At 64.4% G+C, this 26,614-nt stretch carries 22 protein-coding genes; 3 read left to right on the top strand and 19 right to left on the bottom strand.

From position 1 onward, the window contains the following. Nucleotides 1-102: 102 nt before the first annotated feature. From ABD906_RS03635 to dusB, 8 genes are all read right to left on the bottom strand, one after another. Nucleotides 103-969, bottom strand: a complete 867-nt coding sequence (locus tag ABD906_RS03635) for a D-amino-acid transaminase (protein WP_345098259.1) — start codon at nt 967-969, stop codon at nt 103-105. A gap of 230 nt (nt 970-1,199) precedes the next feature. Further along, nucleotides 1,200-1,649, bottom strand: coding sequence for a hypothetical protein (locus tag ABD906_RS03630; protein ID WP_345098258.1), 450 nt, complete (start codon nt 1,647-1,649; stop codon nt 1,200-1,202). 262 nt (nt 1,650-1,911) lie between these two features. Further along, nucleotides 1,912-3,291 carry a Trk system potassium transporter TrkA gene (gene trkA / locus ABD906_RS03625; RefSeq protein ID WP_345098257.1) on the bottom strand — a complete coding sequence of 460 codons (1,380 nt, stop codon included), beginning with the start codon at nt 3,289-3,291 and terminating at the stop codon, nt 1,912-1,914. A gap of 245 nt (nt 3,292-3,536) precedes the next feature. Continuing rightward, the gene (ntrX, locus tag ABD906_RS03620) at nt 3,537-4,901 is read right to left on the bottom strand and encodes a nitrogen assimilation response regulator NtrX (RefSeq protein ID WP_345098256.1); all 1,365 of its coding nucleotides are present in this window, start codon (nt 4,899-4,901) and stop codon (nt 3,537-3,539) included. Continuing rightward, complete coding sequence (locus ABD906_RS03615) at nt 4,891-7,155, bottom strand: sensor histidine kinase NtrY-like (protein WP_378188854.1); 2,265 nt, start codon at nt 7,153-7,155, stop codon at nt 4,891-4,893. The genes ntrX and ABD906_RS03615 overlap by 11 nt, the downstream gene beginning before the upstream one ends. A gap of 191 nt (nt 7,156-7,346) precedes the next feature. Beyond that, nucleotides 7,347-8,825 (bottom strand): nitrogen regulation protein NR(I), encoded by a 1,479-nt coding sequence (ntrC, locus tag ABD906_RS03610; RefSeq protein ID WP_345098255.1) that lies wholly within the window; start codon nt 8,823-8,825, stop codon nt 7,347-7,349. Then, entirely contained in the window at nt 8,822-9,952 is a 1,131-nt protein-coding gene (locus ABD906_RS03605; protein ID WP_345098254.1) for a two-component system sensor histidine kinase NtrB, read from the bottom strand. Before ABD906_RS03605 ends, ntrC begins: the two co-directional genes overlap by 4 nt. Beyond that, on the bottom strand, nt 9,949-10,971 hold the full coding sequence (gene dusB / locus ABD906_RS03600) for a tRNA dihydrouridine synthase DusB (protein WP_345098252.1): 1,023 nt from the start codon (nt 10,969-10,971) through the stop codon (nt 9,949-9,951). Before dusB ends, ABD906_RS03605 begins: the two co-directional genes overlap by 4 nt. A gap of 122 nt (nt 10,972-11,093) precedes the next feature. Between dusB and ABD906_RS03595 the strand changes: the two genes are divergently transcribed. The 3 genes from ABD906_RS03595 to ABD906_RS03585 all read left to right on the top strand — a co-directional run bounded on the left by ABD906_RS03595 (nt 11,094) and on the right by ABD906_RS03585 (nt 13,450). After that, entirely contained in the window at nt 11,094-12,317 is a 1,224-nt protein-coding gene (locus tag ABD906_RS03595) for a bifunctional 2-C-methyl-D-erythritol 4-phosphate cytidylyltransferase/2-C-methyl-D-erythritol 2,4-cyclodiphosphate synthase (protein ID WP_345098251.1), read from the top strand. Nucleotides 12,318-12,322: 5 nt separating this feature from the next. After that, on the top strand, nt 12,323-12,817 hold the full coding sequence (locus ABD906_RS03590) for a CinA family protein (protein WP_345098250.1): 495 nt from the start codon (nt 12,323-12,325) through the stop codon (nt 12,815-12,817). 162 nt (nt 12,818-12,979) lie between these two features. After that, entirely contained in the window at nt 12,980-13,450 is a 471-nt protein-coding gene (locus ABD906_RS03585; protein WP_345098249.1) for a hypothetical protein, read from the top strand. Here the strand turns inward: ABD906_RS03585 and ABD906_RS03580 are convergent. The 11 genes from ABD906_RS03580 to ABD906_RS03530 form a co-directional block, all read right to left on the bottom strand. Beyond that, the gene (locus ABD906_RS03580) at nt 13,432-13,887 is read right to left on the bottom strand and encodes a type II toxin-antitoxin system RatA family toxin (RefSeq protein WP_345098247.1); all 456 of its coding nucleotides are present in this window, start codon (nt 13,885-13,887) and stop codon (nt 13,432-13,434) included. The two genes, ABD906_RS03585 and ABD906_RS03580, sit on opposite strands and share 19 nt — an antisense overlap. Before the next feature lie 12 nt (nt 13,888-13,899). Continuing rightward, complete coding sequence (lipA, locus tag ABD906_RS03575; protein ID WP_345098246.1) at nt 13,900-14,862, bottom strand: lipoyl synthase; 963 nt, start codon at nt 14,860-14,862, stop codon at nt 13,900-13,902. Nucleotides 14,863-15,001: 139 nt separating this feature from the next. Continuing rightward, on the bottom strand, nt 15,002-16,465 hold the full coding sequence (gene lpdA / locus ABD906_RS03570) for a dihydrolipoyl dehydrogenase (RefSeq protein WP_345098245.1): 1,464 nt from the start codon (nt 16,463-16,465) through the stop codon (nt 15,002-15,004). Nucleotides 16,466-16,535: 70 nt separating this feature from the next. After that, nucleotides 16,536-17,081 (bottom strand): HdeD family acid-resistance protein, encoded by a 546-nt coding sequence (locus tag ABD906_RS03565; protein ID WP_345098244.1) that lies wholly within the window; start codon nt 17,079-17,081, stop codon nt 16,536-16,538. A 31-nt stretch (nt 17,082-17,112) separates the two neighbouring features. Then, nucleotides 17,113-17,751, bottom strand: a complete 639-nt coding sequence (locus ABD906_RS03560) for an SGNH/GDSL hydrolase family protein (RefSeq protein ID WP_345098243.1) — start codon at nt 17,749-17,751, stop codon at nt 17,113-17,115. Nucleotides 17,752-17,781: 30 nt separating this feature from the next. Beyond that, the gene (locus ABD906_RS03555; protein ID WP_345098242.1) at nt 17,782-19,161 is read right to left on the bottom strand and encodes a pyruvate dehydrogenase complex dihydrolipoamide acetyltransferase; all 1,380 of its coding nucleotides are present in this window, start codon (nt 19,159-19,161) and stop codon (nt 17,782-17,784) included. A gap of 9 nt (nt 19,162-19,170) precedes the next feature. Continuing rightward, complete coding sequence (locus ABD906_RS03550) at nt 19,171-20,577, bottom strand: pyruvate dehydrogenase complex E1 component subunit beta (protein ID WP_345098241.1); 1,407 nt, start codon at nt 20,575-20,577, stop codon at nt 19,171-19,173. A 21-nt stretch (nt 20,578-20,598) separates the two neighbouring features. After that, a complete protein-coding gene (gene pdhA / locus ABD906_RS03545; protein WP_378188873.1) occupies nt 20,599-21,651 on the bottom strand; it encodes a pyruvate dehydrogenase (acetyl-transferring) E1 component subunit alpha in 1,053 nt (350 codons plus the stop codon). 246 nt (nt 21,652-21,897) lie between these two features. Beyond that, nucleotides 21,898-22,218, bottom strand: coding sequence for an FtsB family cell division protein (locus tag ABD906_RS03540; protein WP_345098240.1), 321 nt, complete (start codon nt 22,216-22,218; stop codon nt 21,898-21,900). Between the two features lie 506 nt (nt 22,219-22,724). Further along, complete coding sequence (gene eno / locus ABD906_RS03535) at nt 22,725-23,999, bottom strand: phosphopyruvate hydratase (RefSeq protein ID WP_345098239.1); 1,275 nt, start codon at nt 23,997-23,999, stop codon at nt 22,725-22,727. 123 nt (nt 24,000-24,122) lie between these two features. Next, nucleotides 24,123-26,501 (bottom strand): ComEC/Rec2 family competence protein, encoded by a 2,379-nt coding sequence (locus ABD906_RS03530; protein WP_345098238.1) that lies wholly within the window; start codon nt 26,499-26,501, stop codon nt 24,123-24,125. Nucleotides 26,502-26,614 lie beyond the last annotated feature (113 nt).

Below are 26,614 nucleotides of genomic sequence, written 5' to 3'. Positions count from 1 at the left end.
CCATCCCCTGCAATTGCGAGCAGCAGTCAGATCCAGTGCATACAGACGTAGCGGCTGCTCTTCAACTACGTCGCGCCTCCTCCTCTACCTGCCCTTCCGTGGTTAACAGGCACCAACCTTTTCCGCAATGTCAAAAAATTCGCGGCGCAACGCAAGAGCAATCGAGCCAGGTTCCCCGTTTGCAACAGGATGATCGTCGATTTCGATCACCGGCATGACAAGCGTGGTAGCAGCCGTGATGAAAGCTTCGCGGGCCGACTTGGCTTCCTCCACGGTGAAAGGCCGTTCCTCCACCTCGAGCCCGAGCCTGGCCGCCACGTCCATGACGGTGGTGCGGGTCACCCCGCGCAGAATGCCGAAATCGGCCGGACGGGTGACGAGCTTGCCTTCCCAGGTCACAATCCAGGCATTGGTGGAAGCCCCTTCCTTCACGGTGCCGTCCGGATCGACGAACCAGGCTTCCGCGGCGCCATGTTCCTTCGCCTTCTGTTTGGCGAGCACATTGGGCAGCAAACCAACCGTCTTGATGTCCACGCGCTCCCAACGGTTTTCCGGTACGGTGATCACGCGGACGCCCTGCTCGGCCTTCGCTTCATTCGCGGCGCGGTCGAGTCGTTTGGCCGTAACGACGAGGCTCGGGCGCGTCGGCGGATACGGGAACGCGTGCTCGCGCGGCGCCACCCCGCGGCTGATCTGGAGATAGACCATGCCGTTGGTGACGCGGTTGCGGCGCACCACCTCGCGGATGATGAATTCGAGCGCGCGTCGGCTTACCGGCCAGTCAATGCGCAGTTCGGAAAGCGAGCGCGCCAGCCGGTCGAGATGGCGCGTCTGGTCGATGATGTAGCCATGCGCCACCTCACAGACCTCGTACACGCCGTCGGCGAACTGATACCCGCGGTCCTCAATATGCACCACGGCATCCGCGTGCCTGACATACCGGCCGTTCACATAGGCGATGCGGGACATTTTTCCTTCCTTGTTCCATTTCCGCAGCCCGGGCACCGAGACTCGGGTTTGCGCCCACTGTAAAGGGCGATCCGGCGATTCCAAGGTTCCTGGCGCGAAAAATTCTCACCTGATGTCGAAGCGCCGCAGCGGGCGCGTGCATCTTGCCGACGGGTCGCCCAGCCCGAAATGCAAAGGCTCCCAGAGAGAACCGCCGGGAGCCAACCGATTTGCGCCTGATGCGCCCTGTCTCACAGGACGCACGGAATCTCCCACTCGGGCGGCTGCGGGCCCTGCTGGGAAGCCAGGAACCGCTGCCGGTCCTGCTCGGTCACGCAGGTCGGACGCACGAGCATCTGGAAGCCCTTCCTCCTCATGCACGCTTCGACCACGCGGTTGCGCAGGCCCTCGTTGGCGTCATAGGTCCGGGAACTTGGCGGGATGTTGACCGCGCCCACCGTGGCGCACGCAACCCCGTGATGCCCGGCGGGCCGGCAGTAGGTCGTGCCGGGCTGGTAATAGCCGGGAGTGTACTCGGTGGTCATGGCCCGCGGCACTTCCTGGATCCCTTCGACATTGCACGCGAGAAGCGCATCCTCGCGCTCCTGCGCGGTTGATCCGGTCTTGTGGACGATGGTTCTCGGCTCGGGCGCGCAGCTTGCCAAAAGCAGACAGCCCAAAAGCAAAATGCGGAATCCCATGTTCTCCCCCGCTGAAGTGTCACACGTGTGAGCGTTCAACCCTTCAAGCCCAGCGGGACAATGTTACGATTTATTAGTATTTTCAAGCATCCAGAGCGACGAGGAGCATCCGCCCCGGGGCAGCGACGCGATCAATGAAAGATGCAGCATTCCGGGAGCAACGATAGCCGATGGTCGGCGGGCGATCCCGATGCCGAAACGATCGCCGGCGAGGCCCGGCGGAACATCCGTTCGGCACCCCCGACCTTCCGGCGACGAACAGTCAGACGAAAAATTCCAGGCTCACACGGAACAGCTGCTCAACCTGCCTGACGGCATCGCGCAGCGCGAAGATCACCACCCGGTCCTTCGGCTTGATGCGCAATGATCCGCTCGGTGTGACCGGCTGGCCATCGCGATAGACAGCGCCGATGCGCATGCCCTCGGGCAGATCGAGCTCCCTGAGGCTTGCGCCCACCAGCGGGGACGTTTCCAGCGCCTCGGCTTCGAGGATTTCCGCCGCGCCGTTCTGCACGTTGTGAACGGCGCGGATGCGTCCGCGCCGCACATGCTGGAGAACCTTAGAAACGGTCACGGAGCGCGGGTTGACCTGCGCGTCTATCCCGAGGGTGCTGGCGAAATCATGATAGGTGGGGCTGTTGAGCAGCACCAGGTTCGCCTTGCAGCCAAGACGCTTGGCGATGACGGCGGACAAAATGTTGACCTGGTCGTCGTTGGTCAGCGTCACCATCAGGTCGGCCTGGTCGATGTCGGCCTCGTGCAGCAGCTTCTGGTCGAGTGCGCTGCCGTTCAGAACGACCGTCGAGGACAGCTCGTCGGCGATGTCGATCGCCCGCTCGCGATTGCTCTCGATGAGCTTCACGCGGGTCGCGCTACCCCGCTTCTCGAGCTGGCGGGCGACGTAGAGGCCGATGTTGCCGCCGCCGGCGATGACGATCCGGTTGGCCTCCTTCTTCTCATGGCCGAAGAGGACGAGGGTCCGGCGCACCTGATCCTTGGTGGTGACGACATAGGCCAGGTCGCCGGCGATCAGCTGGTCATCCGAATGCGGGATGAACAGGCGGTTGTTGCGGCTCACGCCCACCACGATGGAAGGCAGATTGGGGAACAGGTCGGTGAGCTGCGCGAGCGGCGTGTTGATGACCGGGCATTCCTCCAGGCATTCGATGGCCAGCATGATGATGTTGCCGTCGGCGAACGGCACCACGTCCATGGCGCCGGGAACGGCGATGCGCCGCAACACCATCTCCCCGACCTCGATCTCGGGCGAAATGATCACGTCGATCGGCAGGTGATCGCGGGAGAAGAGGTCCATGTAGTGCGGCTGCAGGTACATCTGCGAGCGCACGCGGGCGATCTTGGTGGGCACCTTGAACAGCGAATACGCCACCTGGCAAGCGATCATGTTGATCTCGTCATGGAGGGTGACGGCGATCAGCATGTCGGCTTCCTTCGCGCCCGCCTCCTCCAGAACGTCCGGGTAGGAGCCGTGACCCACGATTCCGCGCACGTCCAACGTGTCGCGGACACGCCGGATCAACTCGGGCTGGGTGTCGATCACGCACACATCGTTCTGCTCGGCGGCCAGACGCTCCGCAATGCCGAAACCCACCTGCCCCGCACCACAAATGACTATCTTCATATTCCGCTCCGTCGCGCGGCTCCGCAAGCATCGGCTCGGGAAGCGCGCCGTTTCAACAGCTTAGATCACATAGGGCCGTTTGTGAAAAGCCGCCTGCGCTGCCCGTGCCCACAGCCATCAAAGGACGGAAAAACGGCATGATGGTGGACGGCAGCCGGCCCTGCCGCGGCAGGCAGCACGGAGACTATCAGGGCGGGCAAAGGAGGTCTTCCGCCCTGCCCTTATTCCAGCCTCCCGAAATCGCGTCAGACGCCGAGCGACTTCAGCTTCCGGTGGAGGGCCGAACGTTCCATGCCAATGAACTCGGCGGTGCGCGAGATGTTGCCGCCGAACCGGTTGATCTGCGCCAGCAAATACTCCTTCTCGAACAGCTCGCGCGCCTCACGGAGCGGCAGCGCCATGATGTGCTGGTCGGCCTGCGTGGGCACCTTCGGCATCACGTCGCCGATTTCCGAAGGCAGCAGGTCGGCGGTGATCGGCTTGTCATCCTCGTCGTCGCGGGTGAGGATCAAGAGGCGCTCGATGTTGTTGCGAAGCTGGCGGATGTTGCCAGGCCAGTTGTGGGCCTGGAACACCGCCATAGCATCATCGCTCAAGCGCCGCGGCCGGATGCCGGTTTGCTCGCTGATCATCTTCATGAAGTGTTCGACGAGCAGCGGGATGTCCTCCCGGCGCGCCGAAAGCGGCGGTACATGGATCGGCACCACCGCCAGCCGGTGATAGAGATCCTCACGGAACTGGCCCTTTGCGATGAGTTCCTGGAGGTCGCAGGCCGTGGACGAGATGATGCGCACATCCACCTTGACGCGCTGGGTTCCGCCCACCCGCTCGAACTGCTGGTCCACCAGAACCCGCAGGATCTTGCTTTGGGTCTCGCGCGGCATGTCGGCCACCTCATCAAGGTAGAGCGTGCCGCGGTGCGCCTCCTCGAGGGCGCCGATCTTGCGGGTTCCGTTCTCGCCATTTTCCGTGCCGAACAGCTCGATCTCCATGCGCTCCGGCGTGATCGAAGCGGCATTGACGGTGACGAACGGCCCTTCCCGCCGCGCCGACCGCTCATGAATCGCGCGCGCGGCCAGTTCCTTGCCGGATCCGGATGGCCCGATCAGCATGACTCGGCTGTTGGTGGCCGCAACGCGCTCGATCGCCTGGCGCAACTGGTTAATGGCATGGGACATGCCCACCAGTTCGACGCTGTAGCCGGTGCGCTTCTTGAGATCCATGACCTCGCGCTTGAGCTTGGAGGTTTCAAGCGCCCGTTCGCAAACGAGGAGCAGCCGATCCGCCTTGAAGGGCTTTTCGATGAAGTCGTAGGCGCCACGGCGGATCGCGCTCACCGCCGTCTCGATGTTGCCGTGACCCGAAATCATCACCACCGGCAGATCAGGGTGCATGCTCTTGATCCGGTCCAGCAGCGCAAGTCCATCGAGCTTCGATCCTTGCAGCCAGATGTCGAGCAGCACCAGCCGCGGAACGCGCTGGGCGATGGCCGCCAGAGCGGAGTCGCTGTCGCTCGCCGTGCGCGTCTCGTGGCCCTCGTCACTGAGGATACCCGCGACCAGTTCGCGGATATCGGCCTCATCATCAACAACAAGAATATCAGATGCCATCTTGGACCTTTTCCGTCCCTTCTGCTTCCTGTGTCTCCCCTGCCTCAACGGCCGGGAAGACCATGCGGACCATGGCGCCGCCACCTCCGTAGAAATCCTCGGGGGCGTCAAGCAGCTCCAGCTGCCCGCCGTGTTCCTCGATAATCTTCTTCACAATCGCGAGCCCCAGGCCGGTGCCCTTCTCGCGTGTGGTCATGTAGGGCTCGAGCAGCCGCTGCCGGTTTTCCTGCGGCAGGCCCTTGCCCGTGTCGATGACCAGAACCTCGATCTGATTGCCAGCCTTGCGCGCCGTGATGCGAATGACCGGACTGGTCTCCCGGTCCGCCCTCGGCTCGATGGCTTCCGAGGCATTCTTGATGACGTTGCCGAACGCCTGGCTCAGAAGACGCGCGTCGAAGCGGCCCATGAGCGGCTCGTCGCCGAGCATCCGCTCGAGGCGGATGTCGGGGCGGCTTACCTCGATCAGGAATGAAGCCTCGCGCAGCGGCTCGCGCAGGTCCAGCACATGCATGTCGGGCTTGGGCATGCGCGCGAACGAGGAGAATTCGTTGACCATCCGGCCGATATCGCCCACCTGCCGGACAATGGTTTCGATACACTGGTCGAAGACCTCGCGATCCTCGCTGATGACCTTGCCGTAGCGGCGACGGATGCGCTCTGCCGAAAGCTGGATCGGCGTCAGCGGGTTCTTGATCTCGTGGGCGATGCGGCGCGCCACGTCCGCCCAGGCGGAGGACCGCTGCGCCTGCACCAGGTCGGTGATGTCATCGACCGTCACCACGTAGGAGCGCGATTCCTTGCGCCCCTTGCGCTCCTCGGTCGTGAGCTGGATGTTGAACGTGCGCTCCGCACCCGCCCGGAAGAACGTGACCTGGTCGCGATAGACGCGCCGGCCCGTCTTCACGCCCTGGGCAAACACCTCCGCGATCTGCGGGACGACGTCCGCCAGCGGCTTGCCCACGGCGTCCGCCGAGCGCAGGCCGAGCATGGTTTCCGCGGAACGGTTGACGATGGTGATGATACCCCTGTTGTCGACGCCGATGACCCCTGCTGTCACGCCGGCGAGCACGGCCTCGGTGAAGCGGCGGCGTTCGTCGATCGTGTCACGCGCCGAGATCAGCTGGTCTCGCTGGCTCTTGAGCTGGAAAGTCATCTTGTTGAACGTGTCGGCCAGCGCGGCCACGTCGCCATCGGACGAGCGCACGGGAACCTCCACGTCGAGGTCACCGCGCGACACGGCCGCTGCCGCGCCGATCAGCTGGCGGATGGGACGCACGATCCGGTCGGCCACGGCGATGCCGGTCCAGATGGCCGCCAGCACGATGGCGAGCGTCACGATCAGGTAGAGCAGCGCGAAGGCAACCTGCGTGTTCATGCGGTTGTCTTCGAGCGCGCGGTATTCGTCCGTGTTGGACGCCACGATCCGCTGCGCGCGGATAACCTGCGGGTCGAGCAGGCGCAGCGTGTAGAGATAGGCGTCCGGGATCTCGCGCAGCTTGAAGATTGCGCCGATCAGGTTGCCCGGTGCGAGCTCGAACAGGACCGGCCGCCCTTCCGAAGCCTTCTCGATTGCGCCTTCCGGAGGAACCGGAATCTCGAGCGGGTCGGGAATGTCGGCCGCCATGATGACCGACTGGTCCTCGCGGATCAGCACCGCATGGGCCAGCCCGCGGCCAATCGTGTTCTGGGTGAAAATCTGCCGGAAGGCATTGCGGTCGAGGTTGTAGAGAGAGCGGAAACGGTCCAGATCGACCGCCATGGACACGGTCGTGCCCTGGAGCGTGCTCGCGTTTTCCCGCACATAGGCCTCGGCGATCGACAGCGATGACTGCACGATCACCTTGGTGCGCAGCTCGAACCAGCGGTCAAGGCCGAGATCCAGCGTGATCGAGGCGACGATGGCCACGAGAATGGCCGGAATCGCCGCCACCAGCGAGAACATCGTGACGATGCGCACGTGCAGCCGCGCCGCGGCCTTCGCACCCTGGCGAACGGTGTAGATGCGGTGCGCCTCCCGCGCGATGAGCGTCAGCAGCAGAAGGATGAAGGCGGCGTTGATGCCAATGAGGGTGACGGTGGTGGGCGCATCCGGCGTCAGCGGCGTCAGGCCAAGCAGAACGGCAAAGGATACGGCCGCGGTGATCAGCGCCCCCACCACAGCCAGAATTCCCGGCAACGCCAGCAGCCTGCGACCGTCTCGCTGCGCAGGTTTGCCGGCGGCTGCATGCCCTGCCGCTGCTACGTCCATACCCATGAAAGACTCAACCCTAACCGCGTTGCAGTTCTGCAACGCATTGTGGCAACTTTACAACGCTTCGGCAAAGTAGTCACAAAAACTTTGCTTAGGGAATGGGCAAGGCAGGGATGCGTCCACAATCAGGATACGCCGGCCGTCGGGCCGGTCGCGCGATGCCTGATTGTCCCGGTGTCTGACGTGCCGGCGAGCTAGGCCGGCACGGAGGAATCCAGCTTGCTGACGCGATAGACGTCGATGCCGAGCTCGCGAATTTTCTTGCGCAACGTGTTGCGGTTGAGGCCCAGCAGCTCCGCCGCGCGGATCTGGTTGCCACGGCATGCCGCGAGCGCCTGCAGAATCAGCGGATATTCCACCTCCATCAGCACCCGGTCGTAGAGACCGGGCGGCGGCAGCTCCCCGCCGAGCTTGCTGAAGTGATGGTGCAGGTACTGCTCGACGAGCTGGGACAACGACATGCCCTCGATCGACGGCACGGCGCCCACCTTCGGCGTCTCGCCACGGTAGGGATCCGACAGCTCGTGGCGGATGATCTCGGCCGAAATCTCGTCCTGCGGATAGAGAGCTGCCAGACGGCGGACGAGATTCTCAAGCTCGCGCACGTTGCCTGGCCAGGGATAATTGACCATCACATCCATGCCGGCCTTGGAAATGCGCTTGGCCTGCAGACCCTCCTTCTCCGCCTGGGCGAAGAAATGGCGCACCAGGTCCGGAATGTCCTCGGCGCGCTCGCGCAGCGGAGGCAGGCGGATCGGCACCACATTGAGGCGATAGAACAGATCCTCGCGGAACAGGCCCTGGTTGATGAGGCTGCGCAGCTCCTTGTTGGTGGCAGCAATGATGCGCACGTCGGTCTTGATGGGCGTGCGGCCGCCAACGGTGGTGTACTCTCCCTGCTGCAGCACGCGCAGCAAACGGGTCTGCGCCTCCATCGGCATATCGCCGATCTCATCGAGAAACAGCGTACCGCCCTCGGCCTGCTCGAAGCGGCCGGAAGACCGGTGCTGCGCGCCGGTGAAGGCGCCCTTCTCGTGGCCAAACAGTTCCGACTCGATGAGGTCGCGCGGAATCGCGGCCATGTTGATGGCGACGAACGGCCCCTTCCGCCTACGTCCGAACTCATGCAGCGCCCGCGCCACGAGCTCCTTGCCGGTGCCGGACTCGCCGGTGATCATCACGGTGAGATCGGTCTGCATCAGGCGGGCGAGCGTCCGGTAGATTTCCTGCATCGCCGGCGACCGGCCGACGAGCGGCATGGTCTCGCTCTGCTCCTCAGGCTCCTCCTGCCTGATCCTGTTCTTGGGTTCGGCGAGCGCACGGCCGACAATCTGCAGGAGCTCGTTGAGGTCGAAAGGCTTCGGCAGATATTCGTAGGCCCCCGCCTCGGAAGCGCGGATCGCGGTCATGAACGTGTTCTGCGCGCTCATGACGATCACCGGCAGTTCCGGGCGGGACTTGCGGATGCGTGGCAGCAGGTTGAAGATGTTCTCGTCCGGCATCACCACGTCGGTAATGACCAGATCGCCTTCGCCAGACGACACCCACTTCCAGAGGGTAGCCACATTCGAGGTAACGCGCACCTGATGCCCCGCGCGCGACAGAGCCTGATTGAGGACGGTGCGGATCGCGGCGTCGTCATCGGCCACAAGAATTGTCGCTTGAGAATTCATGGCTTTACCTCATTTTCTTGCAGCGATTCCTGATCTTCTTCCTTCCACGCGGGCATCAGGATGCGGAAGGTCGTTCCCCTCGGGGAGGTGTCGGATTCGACGATCCCCCCGTGCGCGCCAACGATCTTGGCCACGAGCGGCAGGCCGAGGCCGGAGCCGTTGGTCTTGGTGGTGATGAACGGATCGAAAATGATCTGCTGGATATCGTCCGGAACGCCAGGACCATTGTCATGGACGCAGAATTCGAGGGGCAGCGAGACGCGCTCATTGGTGCCCGGCACCTGCAAACGGAACCCGGGACGGAAGGCGGTCGTCAGCCTGATCTTACCATTCTCTTTATTTCCAATGGCTTCCGCGGCGTTCTTTACAAGATTTAGAAAGACCTGAACGAATTGATCCCGATTTGCATAAATCGGCGGCAAGGACGGGTCGTACTCCTCTATAATTGTTATGTTTTTTGCAAATCCGTTGCGCGCGATGGCCTTCACGTGATCGAGCACGACGTGAATGTTGACGGGCTCCCGATCCACCGGCCGGTCGTCGGAGAACACCTCCATCTTGTCGACCAGCTTGACGATCCGGTCGGTTTCCTCAGTGATCAGTCGCGTCAGCGCCCGGTCGTCGTCAGACACCACGTCCTCGAGCAACTGCGCCGCACCCCGGATGCCGGAGAGCGGATTCTTGATCTCATGCGCCAGCATGGCCGCCAGCCCCGAGACGGAGCGAGCCGCACCGCGGTGGGTCATCTGGCGGTCGATCTTCTCCGCCATGGTCCGTTCCTGGAACATGATGACGACGGACCTGCTATCGCCCAGTGGCCCGACGTTGACATCGACGATCTTGTCCGCCCCGAGCCGCGGCGAGGAAATGTCGATCTTGTATTCGTTCATTGGCGCATGGCGCGCCTGTACCTGTTCGATGAGAGAAAGAAGCGGACTGCCGAAGGGCACGAAATCGGCCAACCTGTTGCGTGCGAGCATCGGGGCGCTCATGCGGAAGAAGTCCTCCGCCTGCGCATTGGCGAAGGTGATGTAGCCTTCTTCATTCACCACGATCACCGGATGCCCGATGGCGTCGATGACAAGCTGGGCCATGGGTGTGTCGCGATCAAGCAGCGTAGCACTCATGCTGCCTCCTTCCCTGCTGGAGTGGTGAAAACGCGCGGCAGCAAGGCCAGGACGGCCCTGTGGTCAGTCTCGGTCATGAGAGCATCGCGCCAGGAGAGCGCATCGCCGCCCCAGGTCTCGAGATACCAGCCAAGATGCTTGCGGGCGTGCCGGAGCCCCTGCCCGATGCCGTAATGGGACAGCATGTCCTCGTAATGGGCGGCGACGTAGCGCGCCATCTCGTCCGCCGTGCCCGGCACGCCCGGCGCGGCCGTACCGGCAGCGACATGCGCGAGCACCCCTGCCTTCCACGGCGCGCCATAATGGGCACGGCCGATCATGACCGCATCAGCGCCCGACTGTTCGAGCATGGCTTCGGCATCCTCCGGCCCGTCACCATCGCCGTTGGCGACCAGCGGCACCGAAATCCGTTCCCGGACGGCGCGGATGGCGCGCCAGTCGGCGCGATCCTTGTAGAACTGGCAGCGCGTGCGCCCGTGCACGGTGATCATCGCGACGCCCGCGGCTTCCGCCCGCGCGGCAATCTCCGGCGCGTTTATACTGTCATGATCCCAGCCGAGCCGCATCTTGAGCGTGACAGGCACGGAGACGGCCTTCACCACCGCCTCGATGAGGGACAGCGCGTGATTTGGATCGCGCATCAGCGCCGAGCCGCAATAGCCGCCCGTCACCTTCTTGGCCGGGCACCCCATGTTGATATCGATGATATCAGCCCCGCCCTCTTCAACCGCGATGCGGGCGGCCTCGGCCATCCACTGCGCCTCGCGGCCGGCGAGCTGAACCATATGCACGTCGATGTCGGGCCGGCGGATGCGCCGCGCGCTCTCCTGCCGCCCCTTCGCAAGCTCGCCGCTTGCCACCATCTCGGAAACGACGAGGCCTGCACCGTGCTCCCACGCGCGCATGCGAAACGGCAGGTCCGTCACACCGGACATGGGTGCAAGGAAGACGCAGTTGCGAAGTCTCACTCCGCGGAGGTCAAGCGGCTGCGCCAGCGATTTCAGAAGTGAACTGCCCAAGAATGATGCATCCTTAACTGATGCCTATAAAATAGACAAAACCCACACGATGTGCAATGCCGGATCGCGGCTGCTCAAAACAAATTCATTGGCTTTTCGGGCGCACATGATAGTTGGGCATCATGGAGAGAGATCTGCACAATAATCACGATTCCGGCGCGCGTGTGGCCGCCGTCATTGTCGCAGCCGGACGCGGTGAGCGCGCGGGCCAGAGTGCCGAGGGCCCCAAGCAATACCGCAGCATCGGCGGCCGGCCGGTGATCGCACATACACTCGACACCTTCCTGAGCCATCCGCGGATCAGCGACGTGGTAGTGGCGATCCATGCGGACGACGAGGATCTTTTCCGGGCAGCGGCGCCTGCGGCACCCAATCTTCGTGCGGTCCGCGGCGGCGCGAGCCGGCAGGACTCCGTCCGCCTCGCCCTCCAGGCACTGGAAGAAGCAGGGCCGGATATCGTGCTGATTCATGATGCGGTGCGCCCTTTCGCCGATCACGGGCTGATCGGCCGTGTCATCGCCGCGGCGGACGAGGGCCTGGGCGCCCTGCCCGCTCTCGCCGTCGCCGACACACTGAAGCGCGGCGCAAACGGACTGGTAAAGGGCACGGTTTCGCGCGACGGGCTGTTCGCCGCCCAGACACCGCAGGGTTTCCCTTTCCGGCCGATCCTGGAAGCGCACCGCAAGGCCGCCGCCGAGGGTCGCTCCGACTTCACCGACGATGCGGCGATAGCCGAATGGGCGGGCCTTCCCGTGCGGCTCGTCGAAGGCTCGCCCGACAACGTCAAGCTCACATGGGCGCGCGACATCGCGCTCGCCGACCAGAGGATGCAGCTGATGAGCACCACCTTCCCCGACGTGCGGACCGGTAACGGCTACGACGTCCACCGCTTCGGCGAGGGCAACCATGTCACGCTGTGCGGCGTGAAGATTCCGTTCGACAAAGGGCTTTCCGGCCATTCGGACGCCGACGTGGGCCTGCATGCGCTGACCGATGCGCTGCTCGCCACGAAGGGCCTCGGCGACATCGGCACCCATTTCCCGCCTTCGGATCCGCAGTGGAAGGGCGCGCCGTCGCGCATCTTCGTCGAGCATGCGGCGAAGCTCGTGCGCGAACACGGCGGTCGCATCGCCAACGTCGACGTGACGCTCATCTGCGAGGCGCCCAAGGTTGGACCTTACCGCGCTGCGATGACCGCCGCCCTGACCGAGATGCTTGGCATTTCCGGCGATCGCGTGTCTATTAAGGCAACAACCAACGAGAAGCTGGGCTTCCTGGGCCGTGGCGAAGGCATCGCGGCCATTGCGACGGCCACGGTGGTTTATCCCGGAAGCCTGCCCGAGTGAGCGCCATGAAGGAAATCGAAGACGCCGCACGACTGGTTTTCAACCTCTGCCTGGAGCGCCATCTCAAGGTCGCGACCGCCGAGTCCTGCACCGGCGGCCTGATCGCCGGGGCGCTCACCGAAATCGCAGGCAGCTCGGCCGTCTTCGAACGCGGCTTCGTCACCTATTCCAACGAAGCCAAGATGGAGATCCTTGGCGTTCGCGCGGAAACGCTGGACAAGTTCGGCGCGGTCTCCGAAGAGACGGTCCGCCAGATGACCGAGGGGGCACTCGCCCGCTCGCGCGCCGACATTGCGGTCTCCGTCAGCGGAATCGCGGGTCCATCGGGCGGCACGCCGGAAAAGCCGGTGGGGCTGGTCTGGTTCGGCCTGGCGGTGAAGGGGCGCGAAGCCCTGGCCGAGAGCCGTGTCTTCCCCGGCGGCCGATCGGACGTCCGCCGCGCAACGGTTCTCCATGCGCTGAAGATGGTGGCCGACGCTGCGCGGGGCTCGAACAGTTGAGCCTCCGGCTGTAGGCCTTCCGATCTCCCGCAGAAACGCATCCATCTCCCCGTGCGAATGCAGCAGCAGCACGGGTGTTTCGGGCGCGTGGGTACTGAGGCCCTCGAGCACGCGCGGGCGAACGTCACGGTTCCATGTCCAGACGTAGCGCAGGAACTCCGGATGGATGCGTTCCGGACAGCCGGGCGCCATCTCCGGCCTGGTGCGGCCGAGGTGGGTGATCCAGCGCCTGAGAACGCCCCACAGGCAGGCAAACCGCGGAAGATCCGGCCAGATGACGAGCTCGGCACGCGGCAGGCGCAGATGAAGCGTGGCAGGCGCGGTGCCGTCCATGATCCAGCGATCGCGCGCGGTAAGTTCCTCGGTCAGTCTCCGCTGTTCGGTCCGGTCGCGCAGGACCCAGCCGGGCCTCCACAGCACGTCGCGGTCGATCGAGATATAGGGAAGATCAAGGAGCGCGGCGGCCTTCTGCGCGTGCGTGGACTTGCCGCTGCCGGAACAGCCGATCACGACCATGCGGTTTGCCCTGCGGGCGATTTCCGCCGCTTCCCGGATGCCGACCACGCGAAGTGTCTCCGTGAAGCAGCCGCTTTTCGCAGGGAAAGCCACTCCCGTCAGGCCGCCTTGCCGTAGATGGCGTCGGCGCGGCTCTCGAAGGCTTCAGCGAACATCTTGAAGGCGCGGTCGAACATCGCGCCCATCAGCATGCCGAGCATCCTGCTCTTGAATTCATAGTCGATGAAGAAGTGGATGTCGGTCTGCCCCTCACCCGCCGGCTCGAAGCGCCAGCGGTTCTGCAGGTACTTGAACGGCCCGTCGATGTAGCGGACGTCGATCACCCGCTCCGCAGGCTTCAGCACCACCTGGCTGGTGAAGGTCTCGCGCAGCGCCTTGTAGCCGACGGTCATGTCGGCGATGAGAATTGTGACGCCGTCACGCTCCTTGCGTGAGCGCACGGTGAGCCCCTCGCACCAGGGCAAGAATTCGGGATACTGCTCCACCGCCGCGACCAGATCGAACATCTGCTCCGGCGTGTGGTTAACCCTGCGGGTGGTCTCGTACTTCGGCATTCGGTCTGCGGCTTATTTCGCGGCGGCGAGCTTTGCGGCGCGCGCAGCGCGCAGGCGCTCGAAATCCTCGCCGGCATGGTGCGACGAGCGCGTCAGCGGGCTCGCCGACACCATCAGGAAGCCCTTGGTATAGGCAATGGTCTCGTAGGCCTTGAACTCGTCGGGCGTGACGAAGCGCACCACCGGATGGTGCTTGCGCGTCGGCTGCAGGTACTGGCCGATGGTGAGGAAGTCCACATCCGCCGTGCGCAGGTCGTCCATAAGCTGCAGCACCTCGTTGCGCTCCTCGCCGAGGCCGACCATGATGCCGGACTTCGTGAAGATGGTTGGATCCAACTCCTTCACCCGCTGCAGCAGGCGGATCGAGTGGAAGTAGCGCGCGCCGGGGCGCACGGTCAGATACTTGGACGGAACCGTCTCGAGATTGTGGTTGAACACGTCCGGCCGGGCCGCCACCACCTTCTCCAGCGCGCCATCCTTGCGCAGGAAGTCCGGCGTCAGGATCTCAATCGTCGTACTGGGCGAAGACTCGCGGATCGCCTGGATCACCTCGACGAAGTGCTGCGCGCCGCCGTCCGGCAGGTCGTCGCGGTCCACGGAGGTGATGACCACATGGCTCAAGCCCATCTGGCGGACGGCCTTCGCCACGTTCTCAGGCTCATTGGGATCGAGGGGCGCGGGAATGCCCGTCGCCACGTTGCAGAAGGCGCAGGCGCGGGTGCAGATCTCGCCCATGATCATGAAGGTCGCGTGCTTCTTTTCCCAGCACTCACCGATGTTGGGGCAGCCCGCTTCCTCGCAGACGGTCACCAGCTTGTTGGTCTTCACGATCGCCCGCGTTTCCGCGTAGCCGCGCGAGGTGGGCGCCTTGACGCGGATCCACTCCGGCTTGCGCAGCACCTCCGTGTCGGGCCGGTGGGCCTTTTCCGGGTGGCGCGGGCGTGCCTTGCTGACGGTGTCGAGAACGGTAACCATCTGTTCCTCTGATCCTTTGTCCGCGGCCGGGCTCCAACTCTACATATGGGAACCCGGCTCGCGCGCGGGAATGGTCTTAGCCGATCCCGCGTCCTTCGTAAAACCCCCGGTTGCCCGGAAGGCCAGACACGTCGTCGCGTCAGGCGTTGAGGGCGCGACCGTAGGCGTCCAGCACACTCTCCTTCATCATCTCGGACAGCGTCGGATGCGGGAAGACCGTGTGCATCAGCTCTTCCTCGGTGGTCTCGAGATTCATCGCCACCACGAAGCCCTGGATGAGCTCGGTCACTTCCGCACCGACCATGTGGGCGCCAAGCAGCTCCCCGGTCTTCGCATCGAAGATAGTCTTGATGAGACCCTGGTCCTCGCCGAGCGCGATCGCCTTGCCGTTGGCGGCGAACTGGAAACGGCCGACGCGGATCTCGCGGCCGGTCGCCCTCGCCTTCTCCTCGGTGAGACCCACGGAGGCCACCTGCGGATTGCAGTAGGTGCAGCCCGGGATCTTGCCCTTGTCGAGCGGATGGACGTTCGGCAGTCCGGCGATCTTCTCCACGCAGATCACGCCCTCATGCTCGGCCTTGTGCGCCAGCATGGGCGGGCCGGCCACGTCGCCAATCGCGTAGATGCCCGGCACATTGGTGCGGCCGAAACCGTCCACCTGAATGATGCCGCGCTCCACCTTCACGCCAAGGGCCTCGAGGCCGAGGTTCTCGACGTTGCCCTGCACGCCCACGGCGGAGATCATGCGGTCGGCCGTGATCTTCTCGATCTTGCCGTCCTTGAGCTCGACATGGGCGGTGATGCTGTCGGCACCCTTCTCCACCTTGGCGACCTTGGCCTCGGTAAGGATGCGCATGCCCTGCTTCTCCATCTGCCTGCGCGCGAACTTGGAGATTTCGGCGTCCTCCACCGGCATGATCTGCGGCATAACCTCGACGACGGTCACCTCCGCGCCGAGCGTGCGGTAGAAGCTGGCGAACTCGATGCCGATCGCGCCGGAACCCATCACGACGAGCGACTTGGGCATTTCCTTCGGCACCATCGCCTCGAAATAGGTCCAGATCAGCTTGCCGTCCGGTTCGATGCCCGGCAGCACACGCGGGCGCGCGCCGGTGGCGACGATGATGTGTTTCGCCTTGTATGTGCCCTCGCCGAGCGTGCCCTTTGGCGCCGGGTGCTGCGGCTCCATGGCCTTCCTGGTCGGCTTGCCGACGACGATCTCGCCGGGTGCGTCACCCTTCGGGGCCTTCGAGAGCTTCGCCTCGCCCCAGATGACGTCCACCTTGCTCTTCTTCATCAGGAAGCCGACGCCGCCGTTGAGGCGGGCGGACACACCGCGCGATCGGCTGACGATCGCCCCGAGATCGGGGCTCACCGAACCGTTCAGCTTCAGGCCGTAGCTCTCGGGATGCTGGGCGTAGTGATACACCTCGGCGGAGCGCAGCAGCGCCTTGGTCGGGATGCACCCCCAGTTGAGGCAGATGCCGCCCAGATGCTCGCGCTCCACAATCGCCGTCTTGAACCCAAGCTGCGCGGCGCGCACCGCTGTGACATAGCCGCCAGGTCCCGAGCCAATGATGATGACGTCGTAAGTTTCAGCCACGGCCGAATTACTCCTCAAGTCTGCAGCGGAGGGTCATCCGACCGGACACCCCTCCGCCGATGGGTTCAAACTAGCCCCTCGTCAGGTTCCTGATCCCTAGCGCGACCAGCAGCAGGAAGAAGCCATTGGACAGCAGCTCGACGGCGAGCAGGATGCCGAGGGCGACCCCTGCGATCCACGGCATATCCGCCAGGATCATGAAGCCAAGAACGATGGAAACGATGCCGGACACCAGCACCCAGCCCCAGCCCCGGATCGGACGCAGGCCGAAGGCGTAGAAAAACTTCGCGAAACCCAGAACGATGAACATCACCGCGACCAGAATGGTGAGCGAGATGATGCCCTCGAGCGGGCGGAAGATGAGCGAGATGCCGAGCACGATCATCAGCACACCGATCAGCAGGTTCCAGAGGAACGTCGCGCCGCGTCCCTCCTGCCCGACGGCCTGAACGATCGTGAGGATGCCGAACAGCAGGAACGTCCAGGCGGCCAGCATGGCCGCCGTCAGCGTTGCCGCGAACGGATTGAACAGCGCAAGCACGCCGCCGATCAGCGAAATCACTCCCAGAAAGGCGAGCCAGCCCCAGCTGGGCTTGGTGTCGAATGCGGTTGCCATAGAAACTTCCCTCCACACAGGCTCGGTGGGCCTAGAGGCCCAGCGTTGCACGCACGCCAGCAACCAGACCCTCTCCGATTGCGCGCGTGTTGACGGCGTCCAGGTGGACGCCATCCGTCGGGTCTGTCCGCGCCACCTGCCCGGCATCGAAGAACCTGCATCCGCAGGTCTCCGCCACCTGCCGGTAGTACCCGGCAAGCTTGCGCGACTCCTCGACAGCACCCTCGAACATGCTTGCAAAATCTGAATTCTCCGTTTCGCACACCGGCGGCGGCGCCACGATGAGCACCTTGGGCGCCGGCTGCGGGAACGGATAATCGTGCCCGCGCACCATCCTGACCAGCCGCTCCATGCCCTGCTTCGCGCCGTGGGCGCGGCCGCAGATGCCGGGCTTCAGGTCGTTGGTGCCGAGCATGATGATGACGAGATCAAGCGGCGCATGCGTGCTGAGCAGCGTGGGAAGCGTGCGCGCCCCGTTGCGATCCGCACCGGAGGCGTAGTCGTCGAAGATGGTGGTCCGTCCGTTCAGGCCCTCGGCGATGACGAGCGCCTCGCCACCGAGACGGGCCTGCAGCACCGAGGGCCACCGGTCTTCATATGCGTGCCGGCCGAGCCGGCGCGCATCGTAGCCCCAGGTGAGAGAGTCGCCGTAGCAGAGGATCGTCTTCATGGGCTGCTTTCCACCCGGGCCACGCCAGCACTAGATCAGCATCGTCAGCGGCTGCTCGATGTAACGCTTGAATGCCGCCAGCAGCTCCGCGCCAAGCGCACCATCGACGGCGCGATGGTCGGTCGACAGCGTGACCGTCATGACATTGGCCGCGACGATCTGGCCGTTCTTCACCACGGCCCGCTCCTCACCCGCGCCCACCGCCAGGATGGTGGCGTGCGGCGGATTGATGACAGCGGCGAACTCACGGATGCCGAACATCCCAAGGTTGGAGACCGCGCCCGACCCGCCCTGGTATTCCTCGGGCTTGAGCTTGCGGTTGCGCGCCCGGGCTGCGAGATCCTTCATCTCGTTTGAGATGGCGGAGAGCGTCTTCTCCTCGGCCCTGCGGACGATCGGCGTGATCAGTCCACCGGGGATCGAGACTGCCACACCCACGTCGACGTGCTTGTGCTTCACCATGGCGCTTTCAGTCCAGGACACGTTGGCGTCCGGCACCGCCTTGAGCGCCAGCGCGTAGGCCTTGATGACGAAGTCGTTGACCGACAGCTTGAAGGCAGGAACCTCGCCCTTCTCCGTCTTCACCATCGGCGCGGAGTCGTTCATCTGCTTGCGCAGGGCGAGCAGCGCGTCGATCTGGCAGTCGACCGTGAGGTAGAAGTGCGGAATGGTGGCCTTTGCCTCGACCAGGCGGCGGGCGATCGTGCGACGCATGCTGTCATGCGGCACAAGCTCGTAGGAGCCTTCCTCGAAGAGGCGCAGCACCGCGTCGTCGGACATCGGCTGGACGGCCGGAGCAGCCGCAGCCGCAGGGGCGGCGGCCTGGGCGGCCGGCGCCGTCGCGGCAACCCCGCCGGCAAGCGCAGCTTCCACGTCGGCCTTCACGATCCTCCCGTGCGGGCCGGAACCCTTGACAGCGGAGAGGTCGATGCCCGCTTCGCTGGCGATGCGGCGCGCCAGCGGCGAAGCGAACACGCGGCCACCCGTCGAAGAAGCGCCGGATTGGGCCGGCGCCGACGGCTGCTCCGCAGGCTGGACGGCAGCGGGGGCAGCCGGAGCGGCTTCCGCCGCCTTCGGCTGCGGCTCTTCCATCGCCCGCTTCGGCGCGCTTTCAGCCTTCGCGGCTGTGGCGGCGTCAGCGCTGCCCGCGGCGGCGGCGACATCCTCTCCCTCGGCCGCCAGGATGGCGATCACGGAATTGACCTTGACGCCCTGTGTCCCCTCGGGAACGACGATCCTGGCAAGCGTGCCCTCATCGACCGCCTCGACTTCCATGGTGGCCTTGTCGGTCTCGATCTCGGCGATAACATCGCCGGAGGAAATCTTGTCTCCCTCCTTCACCAGCCACCTGGACAGAGTACCCTCTTCCATGGTCGGCGAAAGGGCCGGCATTGTGATCTGAATCGGCATTTCCCCTCCCTACTTCCTGTAGGTGACGGCCTTGACCGCCTCAACAACCTCGGCAACGCTCGGCAATGCCAGCTTCTCCAGATTGGCGGCATAGGGCATCGGAACATCCTTGCCGGTGATGGTGATTACCGGAGCATCGAGGTAGTCGAACGCGCGCTGCATCACCTGGCTCGCGATGTGATCGCCGACCGACGACTGCGGCCAGCCCTCTTCCACGGTCACAAGCCGGTTCGTCTTCTTCACCGATTCAATCACGGTGTCGAGGTCCATCGGGCGGATGGTGCGAAGATCGATGATTTCCACGTCGATGCCCATCGCGGCAAGCTCCTCGGCGGCCTTGACCGCGTAGGTCATGCCGATGCCGAAGGAGACGATGGTCGCATCCTTGCCCTGGCGGTGGACGCGTGCCTTGCCGATCGGCAGGACGAAGTCATCCAGCTTGGGCACGTCGAACGACTGGCCGTAGAGAATCTCGTTCTCGAGGAAGATGACCGGGTTCGGATCGCGGATGGCGGCCTTGAGCAGGCCCTTCGCGTCCGCGGCCGTGTAGGGCATGATCACCTTCAGGCCCGGGATATGGCTGTACCAGGCGGCATAGTCCTGGCTGTGCTGGGCGGCAACGCGCGCTGCGGCGCCGTTCGGACCGCGGAACACGATCGAGGCGCCCATCTGGCCGCCGGACATGTAGAGCGTCTTGGCCGCCGAGTTGATGATCTGGTCGATCGCCTGCATGGCGAAGTTGAAGGTCATGAACTCGACGATCGGCTTCAGGCCCGCGAAGGCAGCGCCGACGCCGACGCCGGCGAAGCCGTGCTCGGTGATCGGCGTATCGATCACGCGGCGGTCGCCGAACTCCTGTAGCAGGCCCTGGGTCACCTTGTAGGCACCCTGGTACTCGGCAACCTCTTCACCCATGACGAAGACGTCGGGGTCGCGGCGCATCTCCTCGGCCATGGCGTCGCGCAGCGCCTCGCGCACCGTCATCTTCACCATCTCGGTGCCGTCCGGAATGTCCGGATCGGAGGGAACCGGCTGCGGAGCCGGCGCGGTCACTACGGCGGGTGCCGCGACCTCCTCGGTCTTCTCTTCAGCCTTCGGCGCGGCGGGCTCTTCCGCCGGAGCTTGGGCGGCGGGTGCAGCGGCAGGCGCGGCGTCGAGGTCGGCGGCGCTCTCACCCTCGGCGAGCAGCAGCGCGATCGGCGTGTTGACCTTCACCCCCTGCGAGCCTTCCGGCACGAGGATCTTGCCGATCACGCCCTCATCGACCGCCTCCACCTCCATGGTGGCCTTGTCGGTCTCGATTTCGGCGATCACGTCGCCGGGCGATACCTTGTCGCCCTCTTTCTTGACCCACTTGGTGAGATTGCCTTCCTCCATGGTGGGAGAAAGAGCGGGCATCAAAATCTGGATGGGCATGTGTCCTTCTTCCTCCCCTTCTCAGAGCAGCACGTCGGTGTAGAGTTCGGACACATCCGGCTCCGGATCGGACTGCGCAAAGTCGGCGGAATCCGCCACGATGTCACGCACTTCCTTGTCGATAGCCTTCAGGTCGTCCTCCGTCGCCCACTTCTTCTCCAGGAGGCGCTGGCGCACCTGCTCGATCGGGTCATGCTCGGAGCGCATCTTCTGCACTTCGTCCTTCGACCGGTACTTGGCCGGGTCGGACATGGAATGGCCGCGGTAACGGTAGGTCAGCATCTCGATAATGATCGGACCCTTGCCCGAACGGCACCAGTCGACCGCGAGCTTGCCGGCGGCAGCGACGGCCCGGACATCCATGCCATCGACCTGAATGCCGGGGATGCGGAACGAAATGCCGCGATGCGAGAAGTTCGTCTCGGCCGACGAGCGCGTCACCGCCGTGCCCATGGCATAGCGGTTGTTCTCGATGACGTAGACCACCGGCAGCTTCCACAGCGACGCCATGTTGAAGCTCTCGTAGACCTGGCCCTGGTTGGCCGCGCCGTCACCGAAGTATGTCACCGAAACGAAATCGTTGCCGCGGTAGCGGTTGGCGAAGGCCAGGCCGGTGCCAAGCGACACCTGCGCGCCGACGATGCCATGACCGCCATAGAAGTTCTTCTCCTTGGAGAACATGTGCATCGAGCCACCCTTGCCCTTGGAGTAGCCTCCGCGGCGGCCGGTGAGCTCGGCCATCACGCCACGCGGTTCCATGCCCGTGGCGAGCATGTGACCGTGGTCACGGTAACCCGTGATGACCTGATCGCCATCCTTCAGATTCATCTGCATGCCGACAACAACGGCTTCCTGTCCAATGTAGAGGTGGCAGAAGCCGCCGATGAAGCCCATGCCGTAAAGCTGGCCAGCCTTCTCCTCGAACCGGCGGATGAGAAGCATCTCGCGGAAGGCCCAGAGCTCCTGCTCCCGGGTGAACTCCATCGGTTCAGGAACCTTCGGCATGACCATGCCGCCTGCGGCCTGGCCGTTGGTCGGGCGAGACGCTGAAGTTCGTGACGCGCGTTTGGCCACCGACGACTTCGATGTGCTCTTCTTGGCGGTTGTCGCCATTTATCACTCCCTAGACTGCAGAATTCACAGACCCCGCGACAGGAAACACTTAGTCCCCCGGTCACAAAATCCCAGTCATGGAGAGGCTAGCACGCATAAAAAAACTTTGCCATGCGCTTTTGCGCATGGCTGCCATGTAAAACACCAGAAATAACGTATAATAACTATATGAAATTGCAGAACAAAATAGATTTAACCTGAATCAGGTTAATTCGAGCTTCCCCGGTAAATGACCAGCTCGTTGGCCGCCGCGTAGTTGAGCGCGCGGCGCACCTGCTCGTCAAGCATGTCCTTCTCGATAGTTGCTCCGTTAAGCAGTGCGACCCGTTCCTCCAGCTTCGCGCGCGCAGCCTCGAGGTCGGCGAGATCGCCCTCGAGCTCTGCAATTCGCTCCTGGTAGCGCGTCTTGGCGGCAATGCCGTAATCACCATGGTAGGCATGGAAGGCGAAATAGGAGAGGACGACCACGGTGATGGCCGGAACGATCAGTCCGCCCAGGTTGCGGCGCTTGTGATGACGTGTCCACATGCTGAGAAACCCCTTTGCCAGCATATGGCCATACTTTGCTTAATGGAGCGTTATGAGCAGTACCCCTATGGGTTCGGTAGAGGCCGATTTTGCGCCACGAACCGGCCCCGTGTGCGCTTCCGGCACCAGTTCGTCGGCACCCCTTCCCGTTCTTTCTAACGTCTCGCCGACCGTTTTCCGCCAGAAGAACGAAAGAAGTGTCCGGCGCACAAGGCGGCGCGCAAAAGAAACCCCGCAGCAAAGCTGCGGGGCGTGTTAATTCAATGTCGGGACTGCGTTCTCAACAGCTCCTCCCCTCGGGGAGCTCGCAGAGGCGCCTGCGGTCGTTCCACCCGGATAGAGCAGCAGCCAACACCTATATCTCCGGCAGACCATCTCGTCGGTCGTTCCGCCCGGATACGGCAGCAGCCGTTGTCAGAGCGTCAGCCGCTGGCCAGACGGGGCCGGTTCATCGGCCGGGGTATCGACCTCCCGGCCGGATCGAAGGTCCTCCCTCAGCCGGACCGTCAGCCGCGCAGGATGGAACGGCCGGCGTAGCTGGCCTGGCGGCCAAGCTGCTCCTCGATGCGCAGCAGCTGGTTGTACTTGGCGAGCCGGTCCGAACGGGCGAGCGAGCCGGTCTTGATCTGGCCGCAGTTGGTGGCGACCGCCAGGTCAGCGATCGTGGCGTCCTCGGTCTCGCCCGAGCGGTGCGACATGACCGCCGTGTAGCCCGCGCGGTGCGCGATGTTGACGGCGTCAAGCGTCTCGCTCAGCGTGCCGATCTGGTTGACCTTCACGAGGATCGAGTTGGCAATGCCCATGCGGATGCCGTCGGTGAGACGGGCGGAGTTGGTGACGAACAGGTCGTCGCCGACCAGCTGGCAGCGCGAGCCGATGAGGTCGGTAAGCTCCTTCCAGCCGTCGAAGTCGTCTTCAGCCATGCCGTCTTCGATCGAGATGATCGGGTAGCTGTCGACCAGCTTGGCGAGATAGGCGGCCTGGGCGGCGGCGTCACGGGTGATGCCCTCACCCTCATAATGATAGGCGCCGTTCTTGAAGAACTCGGTGGAGGCGCAGTCGAGCGCGATGTAGACATCCTGCCCCGGCTTGAAGCCCGCCTTCTCCACCGACTTCAAGATGAAGTCGAGGGCCTCCTCGGCGCTCTTGAGGTTCGGGGCGAAGCCGCCTTCATCACCGACGTTGGTGTTATGCCCGGCGGCCTTGAGCGAGGACTTCAGCGTGTGGAATACCTCGGCGCCAATGCGCAGTGCCTCGCTGAAGCTCTCCGCGCCGACCGGCATGATCATGAATTCCTGGAAGTCGATCGGGTTGTCTGCATGGGCGCCGCCGTTCAGGATGTTCATCATCGGCACGGGCAGCACATGTGCCGAAGCGCCACCGACATACCGATAGAGCGGCAGACCGGCCGCGTCCGCAGCAGCCTTGGCGACGGCCAGCGAAACGCCCAGCACGGCGTTGGCGCCGAGACGGCTCTTGTTCGGCGTGCCGTCGAGCTCGATCAGCGTGCGGTCGATGAGGAGCTGGTCCTCGGCTTCCATGCCGCCAAGAGCCTCGTAGATCTCGCCGTTCACTGCCTCGACGGCGCGGCGGACGCCCTTGCCGAGGTAACGCGGGCCACCGTCGCGCAGCTCGACGGCCTCATGGGCACCGGTCGACGCGCCCGAAGGAACGGCAGCGCGTCCGAAGGAACCGTTTTCCAGCACGACATCGACCTCGACAGTCGGATTGCCCCGGCTGTCGAGAATTTCGCGTCCGGTGATTTCGACGATGGCGGTCATCTTGTGTCCTCCAATCTGGGGGAATTGGGAAAATGTGCGCCTCTCATAACTGACGAGCGGAAAAACACAATGGAGCGCGACATCCCTCCATGGGAGTAAACCGATTATATCCAACTGCTTTTTTCACTGCCCCCGGTTTTCGCGTGTTTGCCGCTCACTTTCGCGTGGAGGCAGGCCGCGTGCGGCGCGTGAAAAGGCCCGGTGAGCGTGCCAGGGCCTGAACGGTTCCGCCACCGCGAAATTCACCGAAGGCTGTTGCCCCCCGCCCGCAAGCGCAATGGCGGCAGCACCCCGCCTCGCCAGCTCCCTGCCCGTCAGAACCAGCGCCGCGCTCCCCTCGCCGCAGGACTTCTCCACTGTCGCATCCTCCACCACGATCAGGGCGGCGGTGGAACAGTGGTCCAGCGCGGAGTCAGCCGTCCGGACGTGAACGAGCCGCAGGCCGTCCGCGCGGAGCAGGACGCAGGTTCCCTCCCTGCAGACAAAGCGGCCGTCCGGCCCTCCCCCGTCCGCCGAATCGGATTTGAGAGTCACCGAGCCCGCCACCTCCGGCGCGAGCAGCGCCCGCTTCCAGTCATCGAGCGCGAGGGTCGAGCCGCGCGCACGGTTGATGGCAAGCACCCCGTCCCCGCGCACACCGATGAGCCTCGCGTCCTCCGTTACAAGCACGTCCGGCAATGTCCGGTTCATGAGCGCGATGAAGCCCAGCGCGAGAAGCGGAATTGCCGCGAGCCGCAGCCGCGTCGTCGAGATGACCAGCACCAGCAGAGCCAGCGTGAACCAGAGCGTGGCCGCAGCCGGCGCCAGCCCCACCGTGTCGAGCGGCGAGCGGTCGGAGAACCATGTCGCGATGTCCACCATAACACCGAGGCCCCATTGCATGGCGCGGAGAAAATAGCCCTCCAGCCCGAACGGAAGCGCGAGGATGGCGCAGACTGCCGATGGCATCACCACAGCGGAAATGACGGGCATGGCGAGCAGGTTGGCAGGCAACGCGTAGGGGGAAGCCCTCTGGAAATGCCATACCCCATAAATAGTGGTGGCAAGGCCCGCCACCAGCGAGGTGAGCGCAAGACCCGTAAGGCCCGCCAGCGCGAACCGCATCACCTTGGCAAGCGGGTGGCGCGACGGGATGCCGCCCGGCCTTCGGCTTCGCCAGTCGGTCCAGGCGGCGAAGGCGGCTACAAGGGCTCCGGTCGCGCCAAAGGACATCTGGAAGCTCGGCCCCATGATCTCGTGCGGCGCAATCACGAGGATCACGATCGCTGCGATCGCCACGTTGCGCATGGAAATCGCCGCCCGGTCGAACATCAACGCCAGCAGCATGACCGCAAGCATGAGATAGCTGCGCTGCGCGGCAACCTCGGCGCCCGAGATCGACAGGTACAAGGTGCAGAACACGAGCGCAGCCGCCGCCGCGATCTTCTTGACCGGCACCCGTGAGGCAAAGACAGGAAAGAAGGCTGCGGACATGCGGATCATGAGCATGACCGTGCCAGCGACCAGCGCCATGTGCAGCCCAGAAATCGACAAGACATGGGCGAGGCCCGAGCGCCTCAGCGCCTCGTTCATCTCCTCGGGGATGCCGGCGCGGTGGCCCGTGATCAGCGCGACAGCCACCTCTCCGTGCGGTCCTGAAACGTGCTGCCGGATCCGCTCCGCCAGTGCCTCGCGGAGGGTCTCGAGGGCCTGCAGCATCCGTTCAAACAAGAACAGATCGCCGCCCTTCTCCTCGACACGAACGACCTCCGAGAGGAAGAAGCCCGTGGCGCCGATGCCGTTGAAGAAGCTGGCGAAGGCGAAATCGTAGCCGCCGGGCCGAACGGGTCCGGATGGCGGAAGCAGCCGCGCGAAGCCCTGAACAACATCGCCTGACCGTAGCCCCTCGGGCACGGCGCGCGCGGTGAGACGCACGCGCTCCGGCGCATGGCGGAGCGCCGGCCGTTCGGTTCTCGCCAGGTCGAGCGTCAGCCGGATGCGTCCGCTCGCCTGATGTTCGACCTGCACCACGCGCCCCGTGACACGGGTCGAAACCTCCGAGCCGACCACGGGAGTCGAGGCCCGCCAGGCCTCAAGCTTGGCGAATCCCGCTCCCGCGGCAAACGCCAGTCCCATGCCGGAAAGGAAGAAGAGGATCGTGCGTCCTGCCGAGAACCACACCAGCGCCGCCAGCGCGGCGGCGGTAGCCAGTATGGTCCCGCCATGCGGCTCGAAAGGCAGAGAAAAATAGGTGATGGCCCCGGTTCCAAGCGCAACGGGCACACAGAGGAAGGCGGCGCCCCTCGCCTGCTCCGCCGCGCACATGGCCGCCAGTTGATCGCGGAGCTTCACCAGCCGCGAGACGATGCCGGTCCGTAGATCGGGAACCGGCGTGGTGGCCGGCAAATCGGGGACTGGAGCCGGAAATCCGCCCGGGACGAGCACCGTCGCCGCTTCCGGCAGATCTGTCCGCTGGAAATGCGCGCGTTCGTCGACAGACCGCTCCACCGCCAATGGGCTCATGTTCGGCTCCCCCAAACCGAAAGGCTTGCACCCACCGACGCCTATGGTACATGACGGGCCGACAATTTCTACCCTCGCGCCCTCCGCCATGCGGCGCGTCATGCGAAAGCTGC

It is taken from the genome of Chelativorans composti, from assembly GCF_039541695.1.
GTDB classification, from domain to species: Bacteria; Pseudomonadota; Alphaproteobacteria; order Rhizobiales; family Rhizobiaceae; genus Chelativorans; species Chelativorans composti.
This window is presented reverse-complemented; position numbering and strand designations above follow the sequence as displayed.

Bases quoted from the DNA above. Each gene is read 5' to 3' on its own strand.
- ABD906_RS03635 (WP_345098259.1), bottom strand. From the start codon at position 969: ATGTCCCGCATCGCCTATGTGAACGGCCGGTATGTCAGGCACGCGGAT.
- ABD906_RS03630 (WP_345098258.1), bottom strand. From the start codon at position 1,649: ATGGGATTCCGCATTTTGCTTTTGGGCTGTCTGCTTTTGGCAAGCTGC.
- trkA (WP_345098257.1), bottom strand. From the start codon at position 3,291: ATGAAGATAGTCATTTGTGGTGCGGGGCAGGTGGGTTTCGGCATTGCG.
- ntrX (WP_345098256.1), bottom strand. From the start codon at position 4,901: ATGGCATCTGATATTCTTGTTGTTGATGATGAGGCCGATATCCGCGAA.
- ABD906_RS03615 (WP_378188854.1), bottom strand. From the start codon at position 7,155: ATGGGTATGGACGTAGCAGCGGCAGGGCATGCAGCCGCCGGCAAACCT.
- ntrC (WP_345098255.1), bottom strand. From the start codon at position 8,825: ATGAATTCTCAAGCGACAATTCTTGTGGCCGATGACGACGCCGCGATC.
- ABD906_RS03605 (WP_345098254.1), bottom strand. From the start codon at position 9,952: ATGAGTGCTACGCTGCTTGATCGCGACACACCCATGGCCCAGCTTGTC.
- ABD906_RS03595 (WP_345098251.1), top strand. From the start codon at position 11,094: ATGGAGAGAGATCTGCACAATAATCACGATTCCGGCGCGCGTGTGGCC.
- ABD906_RS03590 (WP_345098250.1), top strand. From the start codon at position 12,323: ATGAAGGAAATCGAAGACGCCGCACGACTGGTTTTCAACCTCTGCCTG.
- ABD906_RS03585 (WP_345098249.1), top strand. From the start codon at position 12,980: ATGGATGCGTTCCGGACAGCCGGGCGCCATCTCCGGCCTGGTGCGGCC.
- ABD906_RS03580 (WP_345098247.1), bottom strand. From the start codon at position 13,887: ATGCCGAAGTACGAGACCACCCGCAGGGTTAACCACACGCCGGAGCAG.
- lipA (WP_345098246.1), bottom strand. From the start codon at position 14,862: ATGGTTACCGTTCTCGACACCGTCAGCAAGGCACGCCCGCGCCACCCG.
- ABD906_RS03565 (WP_345098244.1), bottom strand. From the start codon at position 17,081: ATGGCAACCGCATTCGACACCAAGCCCAGCTGGGGCTGGCTCGCCTTT.
- ABD906_RS03560 (WP_345098243.1), bottom strand. From the start codon at position 17,751: ATGAAGACGATCCTCTGCTACGGCGACTCTCTCACCTGGGGCTACGAT.
- ABD906_RS03555 (WP_345098242.1), bottom strand. From the start codon at position 19,161: ATGCCGATTCAGATCACAATGCCGGCCCTTTCGCCGACCATGGAAGAG.
- ABD906_RS03550 (WP_345098241.1), bottom strand. From the start codon at position 20,577: ATGCCCATCCAGATTTTGATGCCCGCTCTTTCTCCCACCATGGAGGAA.
- ABD906_RS03540 (WP_345098240.1), bottom strand. From the start codon at position 22,218: ATGTGGACACGTCATCACAAGCGCCGCAACCTGGGCGGACTGATCGTT.
- eno (WP_345098239.1), bottom strand. From the start codon at position 23,999: ATGACCGCCATCGTCGAAATCACCGGACGCGAAATTCTCGACAGCCGG.
- ABD906_RS03530 (WP_345098238.1), bottom strand. From the start codon at position 26,501: ATGAGCCCATTGGCGGTGGAGCGGTCTGTCGACGAACGCGCGCATTTC.